The organism is Falsibacillus pallidus (assembly GCF_050990905.1).
Lineage (GTDB): Bacteria > Bacillota > Bacilli > Bacillales > DSM-25281 > Falsibacillus > Falsibacillus pallidus_A.
The window spans coordinates 2,658,589-2,676,942 of record NZ_CP158866.1 but is presented as its reverse complement, the minus strand read 5'-3'; the positions used below and the strand labels follow the sequence as shown (position 1 = coordinate 2,676,942).

Here is an 18,354-nt window from a genome sequence, read left to right as displayed (position 1 = left end):
GCTTTCACTTCATTTTTTTATTCCATGCACATGTTCGATTAATTTCCCGAATTTCACAGAAAAAGGCAAAACAATCATGGAGCAAAGAATATTATAGATGACACTTGCATGCGCAAGCTGCGATGCTGCACCATCTGAAAAGAATGCAGAAACCCGTCCCAGTTGATGAATGAATGGGAAAAATATTAATGCTCCTCCAATGTTGAGCCAAACATGTGCAAATGCTGTGAGTCTTGCCTCATTGCCTGCACCGATGGCCGCAAGCAGTGCGGTGATGCATGTCCCGATATTGGCGCCGATCATGAATGAAATGGCAGAATCAAGTGAAACGATATCCGCTTGCAGAAAACTCATCATCATGCCGGTTGTAGCGGTGCTTGATTGGACAGCTGCTGTGAAGACAGCCCCAACAACTAAAGGGATAATCAGTGAGTGATCCATCCAAAGGAATATATTTTTTACAATCTTGTACTTAAATAACGGATCTGCAAGCCATTCGAACCCGCGCATTGCCGCAAAAATGAGGGCAAGTCCTATAAGCACCCAACCTGTGCTCCTGGCTGTCCGGTTTCTAAAGAATAAGAGCAGGAATCCAGGAATGGCTGCAGGCAATATAAACGAATCGATCGGGAATGATATAAATTCCAGAGTGAAAGTGGTCCCGATGTTTGTACCTAAAATTACCCCAATTGTCTGCGGAAAAGTAATCAAACCAGCAGATACAAACCCGATTGTCATGACCATGACTGCTGCACTGCTGTGCAAGATTCCTGTTACAACAGTTCCAGCTGCCATTCCTTTTAATGGTGTTTCTGTGAAGCGGTGAAGCCATTTATTCAATTGTTTTCCCGATAAATTATATAATCCAATCCTCATCCAAGTGATACCAAGAATGAAGCATAAAATGAAAGATATAAATAATAACAGCAGCAATGTTTTCCCCTCCCATTGTAAATCATATGAAAGAAAATTAGGGACATGCATATATATATGAGGAATTCCGCTGTAAAATCTTGACCTGATGAAACAGTTATATTATAATTGCAAAGTACATGGTATTCCGTATTGATATTAACAGTAACAAGCGGACAAGATGTTTAAGCTATTCCTGATGGATAGCCCATCTTGAGGATGCATGAGAAATCATTCTTTGCATTTAACATGTACGTGTAGTGTGTTCGGAGGGAGGGAAAGAGAGATGTCAAAAACAGTTGTTCGTAAAAACGAATCGCTTGAAGATGCTCTTCGTCGCTTCAAACGCTCAGTTTCTAAAACAGGAACTTTACAAGAGTACAGAAAGCGCGAATTTTATGAAAAGCCAAGCGTAAAACGCAAGAAAAAGTCTGAAGCTGCTAGAAAACGCAAGTGGTAAGAGAGGGTGTAGTTATGAGTCTTCTCGAACGTTTAAACGAAGATATGAAACAAGCGATGAAGAATAAGGAAAAAGAGAAGCTTTCTGTTATTCGGCTCCTTAAGGCTGCATTGCAAAATGAAGCGATTAAATTAGGGAAGCAGGAATTATCAGAAGACGAAGAGTTGACAGTTCTTTCTCGCGAAGTCAAGCAACGCAAAGACTCCCTTCTGGAATTTGAAAACGCTGGTCGAGAAGATTTAGCGGAGAAAGTTCGCACAGAAATAACTTACGTTGAAATATACATGCCTAAACAGCTTTCAGAAGATGAAGTAAGACAAATCGTGAAGGAAACAATCGAAGAAGTCAACGCTTCTTCCAAAGCTGACATGGGTAAAGTAATGAGTGCGCTTATGCCTAAAGTAAAAGGTAAAGCAGATGGGTCACTCGTGAGCAAGCTTGTTCAACAACTTTTATCTTAACATAACTATTACAAAGATCCGCAAAGATTGCTTTGCGGATCTTTTTCATGTCTAATATAAAGTAAAATAAAATATATTTCGGAAAACTGAAACCTTTTAGTAAACTGAGCGTAGAAGAAAATAAGATTATGAATAAGGAGGGAGGCGGCATCGGTGAGGATGAAGAAAAAGCTTGCAGCAATCCTGCTATTGTTCATGGCAGTTTTAATGATTCCCGGTATTGCTCAGGGATCTGGACAGCATAAACTGGTCTATATCATTCCTATCCATGATGAAATCACCAGATCACTCACGGTCTTTATTGACAAATCGATTAAAGAGGCAGAAAAAAATGAGGCAGATCTAATTCTGTTTGATATGGATACACCGGGTGGATCAGTATCAGAAGCTGTGAACATTGGGAAAATGCTTGACGAAACCAAGGTTGATTCGGCAGTTTATGCCGATTCCAGAGCTTTATCTGCTGGATCGTATATTGCATTGCACGCTGACCATATTTATATGACCCCTAATGCAACGATGGGAGCATCAGCAATCGTCGATCAAAAAGGGAATATGGCAGATGAGAAAGCAAAAAGCTTTTGGAGAGCAGCCATGAAGAATGCAGCAGAGCAGCATCGCAGGAGTCCTGAATATGCGATGGCAATGGCAGATCCGGAAATCGATTTGCCAAAGTTAAATGCCGGCAAAGGGGATCTATTGACATTGACTGCTGATCAGGCTGAAAAAGTCCGCTACTCAGAAGGAACTTATAAGAATATAGAGTCTTTATTATCGGGCATCGGATATAAGGATGCCAAAGTAGAAAAAATGGACTTAAGCCCTTCTGAAAAATTCGCAAAATTCCTGACAAATCCATTCGTTGTTCCAATCCTTTTGACTGCTGCTAGCCTCGGACTCGTACTTGAACTATATTCACCTGGTTTTGGGATAGCAGGGACAGCCGGCCTTAGTGCACTAGTATTGTTTTTTTATGGCCACCTTGTAGCAGGATTGGCAGGATACGAGTCGCTTGTAATGTTTATCATCGGGCTCCTTCTCTTAGTCATAGAATTGTTTGTTCCTGGGGCTATAGCAGGGATCATAGGTGCAGCGGCGATCATTGTAAGTTTATTCATGGCAGCAGGGAATGTGATGTATATGGGTATTTCAATTTTAATTGCTGCAGCTGCAGCAATCATTGGAATGATTGTTATGGTGAAGATATTCGGTAAGCAGATGAAGCTGTTTAAAAAAATGATTCTTTTTGACTCTACCAATACCGAGAGTGGCTACGTATCGAATGTAAACAGGCTGGAGCTTATCGGCCGCATCGGAATAGCCAAGACTCCTCTTAGGCCTGCGGGGACAATTGTCATTGATGATGAAAGAGTGGATGTTGTAAGTGAAGGCGGATACATCTCAAAAGATGTCAAGGTCATGGTGATGAAGGTGGAAGGCTCACGGATCATTGTAAGGGAATATTCAAAAATAGAAGAATAAGGAGGAAATGATGATGGATTCAGGAACAATACTTATTTTATTGGCTATCGCTTTAGGGATTATCGTATTAGCTGTATTATTTACTTTTGTGCCTGTCATGCTTTGGATTTCAGCATTGGCAGCAGGAGTAAGGATCAGTATATTCACGTTGATTGGGATGAGGTTAAGACGCGTCATTCCGAGCAGGGTAATCAACCCTTTGATTAAAGCTTCAAAAGCAGGATTGAATGTGACAATCAATCAGTTGGAAAGCCACTATCTTGCCGGGGGGAATATTGACAGGGTGGTCAATGCCCTGATTGCTGCACACAGAGCGAATATTGAACTTTCATTTGAACGCTGCGCAGCTATCGATCTTGCCGGCAGGGATGTACTGGATGCTGTTCAAATGAGTGTTAACCCAAAAGTCATCGAAACGCCGTTTATTGCAGGTGTGGCGATGAATGGAATCGAAGTGAAAGCAAAAGCAAGAATCACTGTCCGAGCCAATATTGAAAGATTAGTAGGGGGAGCGGGTGAAGAAACCGTCATTGCCCGCGTAGGAGAAGGGATTGTAAGCACGATTGGTTCTTCAGAGGACCATAAAAAAGTACTTGAAAATCCAGACTTAATATCCCAAACTGTATTGACCAAAGGGTTGGATGCAGGCACGGCATTTGAAATCCTCTCCATCGATATTGCCGATGTTGATATCGGCAAAAATATCGGGGCGGAACTTCAAACGGAGCAAGCGGATGCCGACAAAAAAATCGCACAAGCGAAAGCGGAAGAAAGACGTGCAATGGCTGTCGCCAATGAACAGGAAATGAAGGCGAAAGTTCAGGAGATGCGGGCGAAAGTGGTTGAATCCGAGGCGGAGGTCCCTCTTGCCATGGCAGAAGCACTGCGCGCAGGGAATATCGGTGTAATGGACTATATGAACTTTAAGAACATCGATGCGGATACAGATATGCGCGAATCCATAGGGAAAATGACTGGGGATGGCAAGGAAAAGCCGAAAAATAGTAAGTGATTCCCCTAAAATGAAGGGAGGTTCCAGCTTTGGAAATCCTCATTCCTATTGCGATAGGGATCATTGGACTGATTTTCAAGAAAATCGCTGAACAAAAGAAAGTCAATGAACCGGTAAAGAAGGCGCCTGCTGAACAACAAGTTGATAGTGATAAGGAAATCATGCCCTCCTCGAAGTCCAGGATGAATTTGTCTGAGGCCCGATCTGACTATTATAATAAGAAAAAGGCAGCAGATGAAATGATGGTGCGAAACGACTCTGACAGCTTCCCATCAGAAGAAAAAGAAAGCTTTGAGCCATTTGGATCTGGATTGACAGGGGATGAGCTGGTAAGATCTGTTGTGCTGGGCGAGATATTAGGTCCGCCTAAATCTAAGAAGCCATACAGAAGATAGAATTAATTGGGCAAGTATTTACTTCTATCCTCCTATTGGTGTATTTAAATAAATATTAGTGCTGAACCCCCTTTTTTTCTCATACATATGAGAGGAAAGGGGGTTCTTTTTTATGGCCAAAAATATCGCTCAAAGGGTTCGGACCTGGATGACAAAGAAAATGGACCTGCCGGAAGATGTCATAATGGACCTTCCTCGAATCACTATGATTGGACAAATACATATTTATATTGAAAATCACAGAGGACTTTTGGGTTTTTCAGATAGAGAAGTGAGGCTCCTGTTAAAACAGGGGCAGCTTTTGATCAAAGGTGACTCATTTGTCATCAAGACCATATTGCCGGAAGAAATCATGCTTGAAGGAAAAATAAGTGAAGTCTTGTATTTGGATGAATAGGAGGAAAAGTCTTGAAGAATCATTGGCTGACTTTTTTTGGAGGAACAGTGAAAGTAAAGGTGCAAGGCGCCGGTATAGAACGATTCATTAATGCGCTGATTCGATCGAATATGGCTGTTTGGAATGTAAAGAGGCAGGGAAGCGATACTGTCACCTTTATGTTGCGTCTTGGGGATATACCGATTCTTCGGAAGGTGAAAAGGTCTTTCCCTTGTAAGCTGTCATTCCTAAGAGGGGAAGGTGTACCTTTTTTATGGAAAAGATCCATGAAAAATGCCGGTTTTATGATAGGTATCCTTCTTTTCTTTGTAATCATTACGATTCTATCCAATATCGTATGGGGAATAGAAATTAAGGGAGCTACCCCGCAGACTGAACATAACATTAGGAAACAGCTGGATCGTATGGGTGTACAGGTGGGCAAATCTCAGTTCTTTATGAAAGATGTGGAATCCATACAACGGGAATTAAGTAATTCATTAAATAATATTACATGGGTAGGTGTGGTTTTGAAAGGGACAACTTATCACTTTCAAGTTGTCGAAAAGAACGCACCAGAGAAAGTGGAAGAAACCGGTTTCCAAAACTTGGTCGCATCCAAAAAAGCTACTATCGTGAAGATGTTTGTGGAAGAAGGACAAACAGTGGTCAGTGTGCATGACAATGTAGACAAAGGGCAGGTTTTGGTCTCGGGCTATATTGGAAAGGACAAGCATGCAAAGTTGGTTGCTTCTAAAGGGGAGATTTGGGGGCAGACCTGGTATAAAAGCAATGTGGAAATCCCGCTCGAATCCGAATTCCATGTGCTGACAGGGAAAGAAAAGATTAAACATACCATCAAGCTCTGGAATTGGGAATTTCCGATTTGGGGCTTCGGTGATAATAAAATGAAGGAACATGTAGATGATAAAGTAAAACATCCGGTCAAATTTCTAAAATGGACATTGCCGATCAGCTATAATAAAACTACGATCAGAGAAGTGGAAACAGGGAAAAGGACATATACAAAAACAGAAGCTTTAAGAGAAGGAAAAGAGCTTGCGAGAAACAATCTGAAAGCACAATTGGATAAAGATGCAAAAATCATAGATGAAAAAGTTTTGCATGAAAAAGTCGAGAATGGTAAAGTAGTCTTATCATTATACTTCCAAGTTGTAGAAAACATTGCGATTGGACAACCGATCATTCAAGGAGACTAACGAATGTCAGAAAACCTAAAAGAAATGAATCTGCACATAGATAATCCGAACGAAGCAATTGCATTATTTGGAAATGCCGACTCCAACTTAAAAATCATGGAGGATGAGCTGGGCGTTTCCATCGTCACACGAGGCGAGGCCATTTACGTTTCAGGAGAGGAAGAATCAGTATCTCTTGTAAATGAATTGATTCAAGAACTTCTCTTTATTATCCGTAAAGGGATCAACATCAGCGGCCGGGATGTATTATATGCAATTGAACTAGGGAAAAAAGGAAGACTTGAATCTTTTTCGGATCTTTATGAAGAAGAAATAACGAAAAATGCAAAAGGCAAGCCCATCCGAGTAAAAACATTAGGACAGCGCCAATATATTTCGGCTATTAAAAAGAAAGATCTTGTTTTTGGGATAGGGCCTGCTGGTACAGGAAAGACTTACTTGGCAGTTGTCATGGCGGTGGCAGCACTTAAGCTGGGCAGCGTGAAAAGGATCATTCTTACGAGACCGGCTGTTGAAGCTGGTGAGAGCCTTGGCTTCCTGCCTGGAGACTTAAAAGAGAAAGTGGATCCTTATTTAAGGCCGCTTTATGATGCTCTGAATGATGTCCTAGGTGCAGAGCATACCCAGAGGCTGATTGAAAGGGGAACAATCGAAATCGCTCCCCTTGCCTATATGCGAGGAAGGACATTGGACGATGCATTTGTCATTTTGGATGAAGCTCAAAATACTACACAGGCTCAGATGAAAATGTTCCTGACCAGGCTTGGATTCGATTCTAAAATGGTCATTACAGGGGATAGGACCCAAATCGATTTGCCAAAAGGAGCCCAATCAGGCCTCGTTGCCTCAGAAAAAATCCTAAAAGATATATCCGGCATTTCGTTTGTATATTTGGAACAAAGCGATGTAGTGAGACATCCACTTGTTTCAAGCATCATTCAGGCATATGAAAAAAATGACCAATAGAACAAAACGATAATTCTACCGGCAATGAAGTCATCATCACAGACTTCATTGCCGGTTTTTTGTCTTCCTAAAGCAAGTGTTTTTGGAAAAAAATAAATGAAGATGAAATTTGATGAAAAAACTGTTATCATTTTACATAATTACATAGTGTCAATAGGATTTACCTATCTATTAGGTGATAGGAGAGGATAAAGTGGAAACATTCATCTCGAAGATTCGCAATTTTCTAAGCATGAAGATGTTTACAGGAATCATTTTCATCGGGCTTGCCCTTTTGATTTACGCCATGCTTTACAGCAATGTGAAGCCGGAAACATATGATATTGAATTGTTTTCTGTTGCACAGAAAAATATATATTCGCCAAAAACCGTAATTGATGAACAAAAGTCAGAGATTGAGAAGGACAAAGCGGCAGAAGATGTCCCGAATGTCTATGAGTATAAAAAGGAAGCAGCGCAAAATCGGGTGGCACTCATTTCTTCCGTTTTTGATTTTATTGAAGAGGTAAGGCAGGAATCTTCAAATGAAGGTGATTCTGCAGCAGGGGGAGATCTTCCGGATGAAACAGGGGTTGACTCAATCACTGCATCAAGCAAGTCCAAAAAGACAATTGATGAACAATTATCATCTTTGAAGGAAAAACTCTCGAAAAACACGACTGAAGACGTGACCAAATATCTGCCTGATTCTGTATTCAAGGCTCTTCTTGAGGCAAATGAATCAGAACTATCCAGGGTCAAAAGTGTGGTATTGAATCAAATTGAATCCATCATGGGTGATAAAATCAAAGAAGAAGAGGTACAGGGTGCCCGCAAGGAACTTGAAAAAAGGATGAATTCATTAAGTTTTACAAAGCCCGTCCTGGATGCAGGAATTGAACTGGGGAAATACGCCATCGTCCCGAATAATATATACAGTCCTGAATTAACAAAGGAACGCAAACAGCAGGCAATGGATGCAATTGAACCCGAGAAGATCTTTCAAGGGGAGCTGCTGGTGCAGAAGGACCAAACCATTGATAAAGAAGTGTACAGGAAATTGAAGCTTCTGGGGCTGTTAAAAAGCAATCCAACGATAAAACCGCTAATTGGATTGGCCATTTTTGTCTTCATGATTATCGGAACGCTGTATCTCCATTATCACCATGTAAAGGAATCAGAGGAAAAAAAGCAGAATCGCTTGATTATGATAAGCATCATCCTCTTATCGTCTCTTTTGATCATGAAAGTGATCGATTTAGTGGAAGAATTGGATATAGAGGATATCGCTTACTTATTTCCAGCAGCTATGGCTCCTATGCTTGTCAGGATCCTATTGAATGATCGTGTGGCAATGATTGTCACCATCATCCTTGCCTCATGCGGAAGCATCGTTTTCCACGGCGGGGTGGACGGGACGATCGATGTGGAGATTGCCCTGTATATTCTTTTCAGCGGACTATCAGGAATCCTGTTCATATCCAACCAAAAGCATAGAGTGAATATTTTGCAGGCAGGGATCTTTGTTTCATTTGTTAATGTCCTGCTGCTGTTTTTCCTTGTATTAATGGGGAATGGGCAGTTCACGAGGATGGAATATGTTTATTATATTATCTTTGCTTTTGTATCAGGGATTACCTCATCGGTGCTGACAATCGGGTTCCTTCCGTTTTTTGAAGCTGGATTTGGTATTTTATCATCCATGAAGCTAATCGAATTATCCAATCCCAATCACCCATTATTAAAGAAAATATTGACGGAAGCACCGGGAACCTATCATCACAGTGTGATGGTGGCCAATTTGGCGGAAGCTGCCTGCGAGGCAATAGGTGAGAATGGTTTGCTTGCACGGGTAGGCTGCTACTATCATGATATTGGAAAGACAAAAAGACCGGTCTTTTTTATCGAGAATCAAGTGAATATTGATAATCCGCATGATCGGCTTTCTCCCGAGGCAAGCAAGGATATCATCATCGCCCATGCAACTGACGGTGCGAATATGCTGCGAAAATATAAAATGCCTCAGGAAATCATCGATATTGCGGAGCAGCACCATGGAACGACACTTTTGAAGTATTTTTATTATAAGGCAAAGGAAAAAAATGAAGATATCGATGAATCTAGTTTCAGGTATCCAGGACCTAAGCCGCAGACAAAAGAAGCGGCTATCATAGCTGTTGCAGACAGTGTGGAAGCGGCTGTAAGGTCAAAAAACAACCCTTCACCGGAGGAAATCAGCAAAGTGGTCCATCAGATTGTTCAAGACCGATTGCAGGATGGACAATTCAGTCAATGTGATATAACCTTGAAAGAGCTTGAAGTGGTGAAGAAGACATTTTGTGAAACACTGAATGGCATATTCCACTCAAGGATAGAATATCCAGAAATGAAGAAACAGAAGGTGAAAGAAGCATGACGTTGATGATCGATTTTATGGATGAAACCAATGAAATATCAATGGAAGACCAAGAACTTGTTCAAAGCTTATTGGACTTTGCAGCCAAAATGGAAGAAGTTGAACCGGAGAGTGAGCTTTCGGTTACCTTCGTTGATAATGAGAAAATACACGAAATTAATCGGCAATACAGGAATAAAGATAGTGCTACAGATGTCATTTCCTTTGCTCTTGAAGAGCTTGGTGAAGGGGAAATGGAAATAGTGGGAGTAGACATGCCGCGTGTTTTAGGAGATATCATCATTTCAGTTCCGAAAACAAGGGAGCAGGCAGAGGAATATGGACACTCCTTTTCAAGGGAGTTGGGCTTCCTTGCTCTACATGGATTTCTTCACTTGCTCGGATATGACCATTTGACAGAAGAAGAGGAAAAAGAGATGTTCGGACGCCAAAAAGAGATTTTGGACAGCTATGGACTTAAAAGAGCTTAGACAGGCATCGAAAATTCGGCAGTTTGCAGCTTCCTTCATGTTTGCTGGCAACGGACTAAAATATGTCATGAAGAATGAAAGGAATTTCAAATTCCACATAGGGGCTTCAATCGCTGCCATCATTCTAGGCATCCTTCTTTCTCTGGAAAAATGGGAATGGCTCATTCTGCTGTTGACGATATCGAGCGTCCTTTCCTTGGAAATAATCAATACAGCTATAGAAAAAGCAGTTGACTTGGTGACAGAGGAATACCATCCGACAGCCAAACTGGCAAAAGACTTGGCTGCAGGCGCTGTGCTGCTGGCTGCCATTTTTTCCATAATAATTGGATGCGTATTATTCCTTCCAAAAATTGCACACTTTTTTCTTTGATTCATAAACTAATATTGATTGAGTGGGATGTGGATGATTATTCTGCATCCTTTTTCTGTATACCGATATGGGAGAGCTGATAAGCAAAAAATTGCCCAAATATCGTGCATCTGTTTGAAAACGTTTTAGAATTGGGATAAAATGAATTCACTGCAGCAATTCATGTCCTAAATAATTGATTTTTTTGAATTTTATAATTTTTTATATTACATTTCTGTTATTCACAGCAAATGAGGCTTGGATTTGTAGTAAAATAGAAGTATAGACAACAAAGGAGAAATCGTAGATGAATTCACAGCAATTAATCATAGAAGCGAAAAACGCCAGAGAAAAAGCCTATGTCCCTTATTCCAAATTCAAAGTCGGAGCTGCCCTTTTGACAAAGAATGGCAAGGTGTATCATGGCTGTAATATAGAGAATGCTGCATACAGCATGTGCAACTGTGCGGAAAGGACCGCTCTCTTCAAAGCATACTCTGAAGGAGATACTCAGTTTGAAGCCATTGCAGTAGTAGCGGATACTACAAGGCCGGTTCCTCCGTGTGGTGCATGCCGCCAAGTGATCTCTGAACTTTGTTCAAAAGATATGAAAGTCATCCTGACCAATCTGAATGGCGATATCCATGAATTGACAGTGGATGAATTGCTCCCAGGTGCGTTCTCTCCGGAGGATCTACATGAGTAATCGTGAACACAAATCAGGGTTTATCTCCATTATCGGAAGGCCGAACGTAGGGAAATCCACCTTCCTCAATCGAGTCATCGGCCAAAAAATCGCCATCATGAGTGATAAGCCGCAGACAACAAGGAACAAAGTCCAAGGTGTTTATACACAGGAAGATGCCCAGATGATTTTCATCGATACACCTGGAATTCACAAACCAAAGCACAAACTAGGGGATTTCATGATGAAAGTCGCCCAAAATACGCTAAGGGAAGTCGACTTGATCCTTTTTATGGTAAATGCCGATGAAGGCTATGGCCGCGGGGATGAATTCATAATTGAAAAGTTGAAGGAAGTTAAGACGCCGGTGTTTCTTGTTGTGAACAAGATCGACCAGCTTCAGCCTGATGAACTATTGCCGATTATTGAACAATACAGAGAATTTTATCCCTTTAAAGAAATTGTTCCGATTTCTGCGCTTGAGGGCAATAATGTTGACCGTTTGCTGGAGCAGATTAAATTGCTGCTACCGGAAGGGCCGCAATATTATCCGGCAGACCAAGTCACGGACCATCCAGAACGATTCATTGTTTCTGAACTGATCCGTGAAAAGGTATTGCATTTAACAAGAGAAGAAATTCCTCATTCCATTGCAGTTGTAATCGATAAAATGTCCAAAGACGACAATAAAGATGTCATTCATGTTATGGCAACCATTGTGGTTGAAAGAGATTCCCAAAAAGGAATCGTCATAGGCAAGCAAGGCAAACTTTTGAAGGAAGTCGGCAAGAGGGCACGCATGGATATTGAAAATCTTCTTGGTTCAAAAGTCTTCCTTGAACTCTGGGTAAAGGTTCAAAAAGATTGGAGAAATAAATCAATCCATCTTAAGGATTTTGGATTCAGGGACGACGATTATTGATCATTGTAATTTCATAATCGGAGGCTTGGTGTCAGGGACTTCGTCAATTAGCAAATTTTACGTCTCATGTTTTTGATCGCTAGGGTGATGCTAATCACATAGGTAATGGGATTCCACTAGTTTCAAAATTGAAAGGCGGGATTATAATGTTAGAGCTTACCTGGAAATTCTTTGTACAGACAGGTAGTATTGACACATACCTACTTTTTAAGGAACTTGAAAAAGATAACCCTGAAATGCCAAGCTATCCAGATGATGAAATGACTGAAATCAACTTCCCAATCATTTGACAGTAATAAAAGCACCACTCTGGAAGGGTGATTTTCGTGCTTCAAAAATGCGAAGGCATTGTAATACGAGCAACGGATTACGGAGAATCGAATAAAATCGTCACAATCTTTACGAGAGAACTGGGCAAGGTCGGGATGATGGCTAGAGGTGCAAAAAAAACCAACAGCCGCTTATCCTCGGTCTCCCAGCTTTTTACATACGGGTACTTTTTATTTCAAAAAAGTTCTGGGCTGGGTACCTTGCAGCAGGCAGAAATCATTCACTCTTTCCGGACTATCAGGGAAGATTTATTCCAAACGGCTTACTCAACCTATATTGCAGATTTATTGGATAAAAGTGTTGAAGATCGAAAACCAAATCCGTTCCTTTTTGAACTTTTTTATCAAACGCTTAACTATATCAATGAAGGCTACGACCCGGATATTATGATGAATATCTTTGAAATGAAGGTTTTGCCTGTACTTGGACATTATCCTGTTCTGGACCGATGTGCAGTCTGCGGGAGTACTGATGGGGAATTTGGCTTCTCCATTCGGGAAAATGGGTTCATATGCCACCGGTGCTTCAGTGTCGACCCCTACTATTTTCCCGTTTCCCAGGGTGTGTTGAAACTCCTGAGACTTTTTTACTTCCTGGATATTCATCGCCTGGGGAATATATCTGTAAAAGAAGAAACCAAAAAGGAACTAAGGAAAATCATTTCAGCCTATTATGAGGAATATACAGGCCTCCATCTGAAATCCAAGAGATTCCTTGAACAGATGGAAAACTTAAAGGGAATGCTATGAGGAAATCAGGTACTCACTTGACTTTCATCCTGGTTTGAATTATTTTTATCTCTATACGATTAATAAATATAGTTGTGTTGAAGGAAAGGAGTACCTTGTCTCCTTCATGTCAGCGAATCCGGGATCGTGGAAGCCGGATGATGAAGCACAAGGGAAGGGCGTTCTGGAGCAGCTTTTATAAGGTGGCCGCATTTATAGCGGCAAATAGGGTGGAACCGCGGGTAACTCTCGTCCCTATGCATTTTCTTTGCATAGGGCGGGAGTTTTTTGTGTTCTCCTCCACATGCAGATTCTATTAGTCCAAAAATACATAAATTTATGGAGGTGCTTTTTATGGCAATGAATATTCAAAATATGATTTTAACTTTGCAGAAGCATTGGTCTGATCAAGGCTGTGTCCTCATGCAGGCCTATGACGTAGAAAAAGGTGCAGGAACAATGAGCCCTTACACATTTTTAAGAGCGATCGGTCCAGAGCCGTGGAATGTTGCTTATGTAGAACCTTCCCGTCGTCCTGCAGATGGAAGATATGGTGAAAATCCAAATCGTTTGTATCAGCATCATCAATTCCAGGTAATCATGAAACCGTCCCCTGATAATATCCAGGAGTTGTATCTCGAGTCACTCAAGGCTCTTGGAATAGACCCGCTTCAACATGACATCCGTTTTGTAGAAGACAACTGGGAAAATCCATCGCTTGGCTGTGCAGGCCTGGGATGGGAAGTATGGCTTGATGGTATGGAAATCACACAGTTCACATACTTCCAGCAAGTTGGAGGGTTGGAATGTAAACCGGTTTCTGTTGAAATCACTTATGGAATTGAACGTCTTGCTTCCTATATCCAGGATAAGGAAAATGTTTTTGACCTTGAATGGACTACTGGGTTCACTGTGAGGGATATTTTTTATCAGCCTGAGTATGAACACTCTAAATATACATTTGAAACATCCAATCAAGAAATGCTCTTCCACTTATTCGGTGTCTATGAAGAAGAAGCGAAAAAACAGATGGCAGAGGGACTTGTCCACCCTGCATACGATTATGTGTTGAAATGTTCACATGTTTTCAACCTTCTTGACGCAAAAGGAGCCATTTCCGTTACGGAAAGGACGGGGTATATCGGCCGCATGAGAAGCATGGCAAGAGAAATTGCCCGCACGTTCTATGAAGAAAGGGAGAAACTCGGCTTCCCGATTTTGAAAAAAGAGGAGGAGAACATCCATGAGTAAAAAAGATTTGCTTTTAGAGATCGGATTGGAAGAAATGCCAGCCCGATTTGTAACGGATGCGATGAATAGCCTGAAAGAAAAATTGGTATCGTGGCTTGATGGGAATTCAATCGAACATGGGGAGGCTGCTGCCTTTTCATCTCCAAGAAGATTGTCTGTGTACATCAAAGATGTGATGGAAGCCCAGCCTGATGTCAACGAGGAAGCAAAAGGACCTGCCAGGAAGATTGCTTTAGATGAAAAAGGTGAATGGTCTAAAGCGGCAATGGGATTTGCCAGGGGACAGGGAATGTCAGCCGATGACATCTACTTCAAGGAATTGAACGGCACAGAATATGCCTACGTCAAAAAATTTATTAAGGGACAAAAAACATTCGACCTTCTTCCACAAATCGAAAAGGTTGTTACAAGTTTATCATTCCCTAAAAATATGAAATGGGCAGATGAAGAGATGCGCTTCATTCGTCCTATCAAATGGATTGCTGCGTTATTCGGAAATGAAGTCATTCCTTTCAGCATTGCTTCTGTACCTGCGGGAAATGAGTCAGCAGGACACCGATTCCTTGGTGGAAAAGTAGGAATTGCCCAACCTGCTGATTATGAAAAATTGCTTCTTTCCCAATATGTCATTGCAAATCCGGTGGACCGGAAAAACGCCATCCGGGATCAATTAGAAAAGCTCGAAGAAGAACAAGGGTGGAAAATCCCGGTTGATGAAAGCCTTCTAGAAGAAGTCAATAATCTTGTGGAGTATCCGACCGTTTTATTTGGTTCTTTTAATGAAGAATTCCTGAATATCCCTGATGAAGTTTTAATTACATCCATGAAAGAACATCAAAGGTACTTCCCTGTAAAAGATAATGACGGCAATCTTCTTCCTTACTTTGTCACTGTCAGAAACGGTGATCACCGCCACTTGGAAACCGTAGCGAGAGGGAATGAAAAAGTATTGAGGGCAAGATTGGCGGACGCTGATTTCTTCTATAAGGAAGATCAAAAAATGTCCATTGACCATGCATTGCAAAAATTGAAATCGATCGTCTATCATGAGGAAATCGGAACCCTTGCTGAAAAGGTAGAAAGAGTACGGAAAATCACAAAATTACTTTCCGGACTTGTGCCTCTATCTAAGGAAGAAGCTGCATTTGCGGATCGTGCTGCAGAGATCAGCAAATTCGATTTAGTTTCTCATATGGTCTATGAGTTCCCTGAACTTCAAGGGTTCATGGGTGAAAAATATGCCTTGCAAAAAGGCGAACCTCAAGAAGTGGCAAAAGCCATCAATGAACACTATCAGCCAAGGAATGCTTCTGACAACGCGCCAGAATCGAATGCCGGTGCAGTGGTCAGCATCTCGGATAAAATGGATACGATCGTTTCCTGTTTTGCAATCGGCCTTATCCCTACTGGATCTCAAGATCCATATGCATTAAGACGCCAGGCATCGGGGATCGTTCAGATATTAGCTGAAAAGAAATGGAATGTATCCCTTACTGAATTGATCAGTGAAGTCATCAAATTGGTCAAGGCAGATGGAATTGGATCTAAGGAAGCAGTCTCAATCCAAGAAGAGATTGTATCATTCTTCAGACTTAGAATTAAGCATGTGCTGCAGGAAAAAGGAGTTCGCTATGACTTGATAGAAGCTGTTTTGAACAGCCGCATCAATTCAATTCCTTCTCTTTTGGAACGCGCAGAAATCCTAGAGCAAGAGAAAGAGTCAGAGAACTTCAAGGAGATTGTGGAATCTCTCAGCAGGGTCATGAATATTGCCAAGAAAGCAGGAGAGCAGGACTCCATCAACCCTGAATTATTTGAAAATGAACAGGAAAAAGAACTGTATAGTGAATTTTTGAAGCTTGAAGAGGTTTCAGGTAAAGCGGATCCACATACAAGCTACCGCAACCTTTCATCTTTAAAGCCGTTTATTGAGGGGTATTTTGAAAACACAATGGTAATGGCTGAAAATGAAGAGATCAAGCAAAACCGTTTGTCTCAAATGAAAAAACTCGCTGAACGAATCCAATCATTTGCAGGATTCAATGAGATTATCGTAAAATAAAATAAATATTTATCGAGCAGGCCATCCCCTTTCTTGAATGAATTGATGATAGAAAGGGGGAAGGCCTTTTATTATTACTGATGCATTTTTCTAAAATTCTGAGGATTATTCTTTTCATTTTTGAAAAATAGTATATAATATTTAATATTAAAGTATAACACTTTCATTTAGGGAAACCGGTTGAGGTTCATCTCCATTCCGGTCTTTTCCTTCTGTTCATTTGGTGGTGAGGAAAATAGAACTTAACAAAAGGCAAGAGCAGATATTGCAGATCGTAAAAGATAATGGCCCCATTACAGGGGAGCATATTGCAGACAGGCTGAACCTTACTCGGGCTACATTAAGGCCGGATTTAGCTATCTTGACAATGGCCGGTTATCTGGATGCACGTCCGCGCGTCGGTTATTTTTATTCAGGAAAAACAGGGACTCAGCTATTAACTGAAAATCTAAAGAAGATATACGTTAAGGATTACCAGTCCATCCCTGTTGTAGTGAATGAAAATGTTTCAGTCTATGATGCAATTGTAACCATGTTCCTTGAAGATGTAGGAACATTATTCGTAGTGGATGCAGGGTCGCATCTAGTAGGAGTGCTTTCACGCAAAGATTTGTTGAGGGCAAGTATAGGGAAGCAAGAACTTACTTCCATTCCCGTGAATATCATTATGACAAGAATGCCTAATATCACAACGTGCGAAAAAGACGACCTGCTCATTGATGTAGCTAAGAAGTTAATTGATAAACAAATAGATGCTTTGCCTGTCGTCAAAGAAACAGAAAAAGGATTCGAAGTGTTCGGCAGGATAACGAAAACGAATATTACAAAGGCTTTTGTTGCCCTTGCAGCGGAAGATCTTTAATACTTGACTTGTGTCGGAAGAATAGGAAGGTGAATGGATATGTCTCAACCAATCATCTATGTCGTGTCTGACTCTGTAGGGGAAACGGCGGAACTGGTCACAAAGGCAGCCATCAGTCAATTTAATGGTTCGAGCGCAGTAATTAAAAGAATCCCGTATATTGAGGACTTTTCACATGTCGATGAGGTGATTTCGCTTGCGAAATTGAATCATGGCATGATAGCATTCACTTTGGTAAAGCCCGAGATTCGAAATTATATGAACAGGCGTTCAGAAGAAGAAGGATTATTTGCCATCGATATTATTGGGCCGCTTATGGATAAATTCGGAGAGCTCTGCGGCAAAAAGCCTTTGAATGAACCTGGATTGGTCAGGAAGCTCGATGATGATTATTTTAAAAAAGTGGAAGCAATTGAATTTGCAGTTAAATATGATGATGGAAGGGACCCGAGGGGAATATTAAGGGCCGATATCATATTAGTTGGCGTCTCCAGGACATCTAAAACCCCGCTTTCACAGTATTTGGCACATAAACGTCTTAAAGTGGCGAATGTCCCGCTTGTCCCGGAAGTGGATCCGCCGGAGGAATTGTTCCAGGTCCCTCCTGAAAAGTGCATCGGATTAAAAATCAGTCCGGAAAAATTGAATGAAATCAGAAAAGAGCGGCTGATATCCCTGGGATTGAATGATAAAGCCAGCTACGCCAACTTGGAGCGGATCAGACAAGAACTCGTTTATTTTGATAAAGTTGCAGGAAAAATCGGCTGCACAGTCATTGATGTCACAAATAAAGCTGTGGAAGAAACAGCCAATATCATCATAAACTACATTCAAAATATCAAATAGCGCATAATCAACCCGATTGTGTGCTTTTTTTATTCAGTGAAAATGTTTACTGGTCTAGTGAGACATTTAAAAACTTTAATTAATCCAGTAAAAAAGAATGGTCAAACTTGTCCTTTTATACTATAATAAAAAATTGTGATAAAAATATTGAAAATAGGTTTAGAGTA

At 41.0% G+C, this 18,354-nt stretch carries 20 protein-coding genes and 1 other annotated feature; of the genes, 19 read left to right on the top strand and 1 reads right to left on the bottom strand.

Going from position 1 to position 18,354, the window contains the following annotated elements:
- Positions 1–9: 9 nt before the first annotated feature.
- Positions 10–933, bottom strand: coding sequence for a Na/Pi symporter (locus ABTV07_RS14150; protein WP_433743227.1), 924 nt, complete (start codon positions 931–933; stop codon positions 10–12).
- 265 nt (positions 934–1,198) lie between these two features.
- Here ABTV07_RS14150 and rpsU point away from each other — a divergent pair, with 265 nt between their 5' ends.
- The 19 genes from rpsU to ABTV07_RS14055 all read left to right on the top strand — a co-directional run bounded on the left by rpsU (position 1,199) and on the right by ABTV07_RS14055 (position 18,187).
- Positions 1,199–1,372, top strand: coding sequence for a 30S ribosomal protein S21 (gene rpsU, locus ABTV07_RS14145; RefSeq protein WP_100331614.1), 174 nt, complete (start codon positions 1,199–1,201; stop codon positions 1,370–1,372).
- A 14-nt stretch (positions 1,373–1,386) separates the two neighbouring features.
- A complete protein-coding gene (locus ABTV07_RS14140; protein WP_433743226.1) occupies positions 1,387–1,833 on the top strand; it encodes a GatB/YqeY domain-containing protein in 447 nt (148 codons plus the stop codon).
- Positions 1,834–1,992: 159 nt separating this feature from the next.
- Positions 1,993–3,315 carry an NfeD family protein gene (locus ABTV07_RS14135; RefSeq protein WP_433751267.1) on the top strand — a complete coding sequence of 441 codons (1,323 nt, stop codon included), beginning with the start codon at positions 1,993–1,995 and terminating at the stop codon, positions 3,313–3,315.
- 7 nt (positions 3,316–3,322) lie between these two features.
- Entirely contained in the window at positions 3,323–4,327 is a 1,005-nt protein-coding gene (gene floA, locus ABTV07_RS14130; protein ID WP_433743225.1) for a flotillin-like protein FloA, read from the top strand.
- A gap of 29 nt (positions 4,328–4,356) precedes the next feature.
- On the top strand, positions 4,357–4,722 hold the full coding sequence (locus ABTV07_RS14125; RefSeq protein ID WP_433743224.1) for a hypothetical protein: 366 nt from the start codon (positions 4,357–4,359) through the stop codon (positions 4,720–4,722).
- A gap of 112 nt (positions 4,723–4,834) precedes the next feature.
- Entirely contained in the window at positions 4,835–5,119 is a 285-nt protein-coding gene (gene yqfC, locus ABTV07_RS14120) for a sporulation protein YqfC (protein ID WP_433743222.1), read from the top strand.
- 11 nt (positions 5,120–5,130) lie between these two features.
- Entirely contained in the window at positions 5,131–6,318 is a 1,188-nt protein-coding gene (yqfD, locus tag ABTV07_RS14115) for a sporulation protein YqfD (RefSeq protein WP_433743220.1), read from the top strand.
- 3 nt (positions 6,319–6,321) lie between these two features.
- Positions 6,322–7,284 carry a PhoH family protein gene (locus ABTV07_RS14110; protein WP_433743218.1) on the top strand — a complete coding sequence of 321 codons (963 nt, stop codon included), beginning with the start codon at positions 6,322–6,324 and terminating at the stop codon, positions 7,282–7,284.
- A gap of 232 nt (positions 7,285–7,516) precedes the next feature.
- Positions 7,517–9,679, top strand: coding sequence for an HD family phosphohydrolase (locus tag ABTV07_RS14105; protein WP_433751265.1), 2,163 nt, complete (start codon positions 7,517–7,519; stop codon positions 9,677–9,679).
- Positions 9,676–10,149, top strand: coding sequence for an rRNA maturation RNase YbeY (ybeY, locus tag ABTV07_RS14100; protein ID WP_433743217.1), 474 nt, complete (start codon positions 9,676–9,678; stop codon positions 10,147–10,149). Before ABTV07_RS14105 ends, ybeY begins: the two co-directional genes overlap by 4 nt.
- Positions 10,130–10,522, top strand: coding sequence for a diacylglycerol kinase family protein (locus tag ABTV07_RS14095; protein WP_433743216.1), 393 nt, complete (start codon positions 10,130–10,132; stop codon positions 10,520–10,522). Before ybeY ends, ABTV07_RS14095 begins: the two co-directional genes overlap by 20 nt.
- 286 nt (positions 10,523–10,808) lie before the next feature.
- The gene (locus ABTV07_RS14090; RefSeq protein WP_433743214.1) at positions 10,809–11,207 is read left to right on the top strand and encodes a cytidine deaminase; all 399 of its coding nucleotides are present in this window, start codon (positions 10,809–10,811) and stop codon (positions 11,205–11,207) included.
- A complete protein-coding gene (gene era / locus ABTV07_RS14085; RefSeq protein WP_433743212.1) occupies positions 11,200–12,108 on the top strand; it encodes a GTPase Era in 909 nt (302 codons plus the stop codon). Before ABTV07_RS14090 ends, era begins: the two co-directional genes overlap by 8 nt.
- Before the next feature lie 146 nt (positions 12,109–12,254).
- On the top strand, positions 12,255–12,398 hold the full coding sequence (locus ABTV07_RS14080) for a YqzL family protein (protein WP_433743210.1): 144 nt from the start codon (positions 12,255–12,257) through the stop codon (positions 12,396–12,398).
- Between the two features lie 36 nt (positions 12,399–12,434).
- Positions 12,435–13,187 (top strand): DNA repair protein RecO, encoded by a 753-nt coding sequence (recO, locus tag ABTV07_RS14075; RefSeq protein WP_433743208.1) that lies wholly within the window; start codon positions 12,435–12,437, stop codon positions 13,185–13,187.
- Between the two features lie 68 nt (positions 13,188–13,255).
- Positions 13,256–13,426 (top strand) — a binding site (T-box leader).
- Positions 13,427–13,526: 100 nt separating this feature from the next.
- Positions 13,527–14,417, top strand: a complete 891-nt coding sequence (glyQ, locus tag ABTV07_RS14070; RefSeq protein WP_433751262.1) for a glycine--tRNA ligase subunit alpha — start codon at positions 13,527–13,529, stop codon at positions 14,415–14,417.
- The gene (glyS, locus tag ABTV07_RS14065) at positions 14,410–16,479 is read left to right on the top strand and encodes a glycine--tRNA ligase subunit beta (protein ID WP_433743207.1); all 2,070 of its coding nucleotides are present in this window, start codon (positions 14,410–14,412) and stop codon (positions 16,477–16,479) included. Before glyQ ends, glyS begins: the two co-directional genes overlap by 8 nt.
- A gap of 223 nt (positions 16,480–16,702) precedes the next feature.
- Positions 16,703–17,341 (top strand): helix-turn-helix transcriptional regulator, encoded by a 639-nt coding sequence (locus tag ABTV07_RS14060; protein WP_433743206.1) that lies wholly within the window; start codon positions 16,703–16,705, stop codon positions 17,339–17,341.
- Between the two features lie 39 nt (positions 17,342–17,380).
- Complete coding sequence (locus tag ABTV07_RS14055; RefSeq protein ID WP_433743204.1) at positions 17,381–18,187, top strand: pyruvate, water dikinase regulatory protein; 807 nt, start codon at positions 17,381–17,383, stop codon at positions 18,185–18,187.
- Positions 18,188–18,354: the final 167 nt, after the last annotated feature.

Coding starts and splice junctions, on each gene's coding strand:
- rpsU (WP_100331614.1), top strand. CDS start 1,199: ATGTCAAAAACAGTTGTTCGTAAAAACGAATCGCTTGAAGATGCTCTT.
- ABTV07_RS14140 (WP_433743226.1), top strand. CDS start 1,387: ATGAGTCTTCTCGAACGTTTAAACGAAGATATGAAACAAGCGATGAAG.
- ABTV07_RS14135 (WP_433751267.1), top strand. CDS start 1,993: ATGAAGAAAAAGCTTGCAGCAATCCTGCTATTGTTCATGGCAGTTTTA.
- floA (WP_433743225.1), top strand. CDS start 3,323: ATGATGATGGATTCAGGAACAATACTTATTTTATTGGCTATCGCTTTA.
- yqfC (WP_433743222.1), top strand. CDS start 4,835: ATGGCCAAAAATATCGCTCAAAGGGTTCGGACCTGGATGACAAAGAAA.
- ABTV07_RS14110 (WP_433743218.1), top strand. CDS start 6,322: ATGTCAGAAAACCTAAAAGAAATGAATCTGCACATAGATAATCCGAAC.
- ABTV07_RS14105 (WP_433751265.1), top strand. CDS start 7,517: ATGAAGATGTTTACAGGAATCATTTTCATCGGGCTTGCCCTTTTGATT.
- ybeY (WP_433743217.1), top strand. CDS start 9,676: ATGACGTTGATGATCGATTTTATGGATGAAACCAATGAAATATCAATG.
- ABTV07_RS14095 (WP_433743216.1), top strand. CDS start 10,130: ATGGACTTAAAAGAGCTTAGACAGGCATCGAAAATTCGGCAGTTTGCA.
- ABTV07_RS14090 (WP_433743214.1), top strand. CDS start 10,809: ATGAATTCACAGCAATTAATCATAGAAGCGAAAAACGCCAGAGAAAAA.
- era (WP_433743212.1), top strand. CDS start 11,200: ATGAGTAATCGTGAACACAAATCAGGGTTTATCTCCATTATCGGAAGG.
- ABTV07_RS14080 (WP_433743210.1), top strand. CDS start 12,255: ATGTTAGAGCTTACCTGGAAATTCTTTGTACAGACAGGTAGTATTGAC.
- glyQ (WP_433751262.1), top strand. CDS start 13,527: ATGAATATTCAAAATATGATTTTAACTTTGCAGAAGCATTGGTCTGAT.
- glyS (WP_433743207.1), top strand. CDS start 14,410: ATGAGTAAAAAAGATTTGCTTTTAGAGATCGGATTGGAAGAAATGCCA.
- ABTV07_RS14055 (WP_433743204.1), top strand. CDS start 17,381: ATGTCTCAACCAATCATCTATGTCGTGTCTGACTCTGTAGGGGAAACG.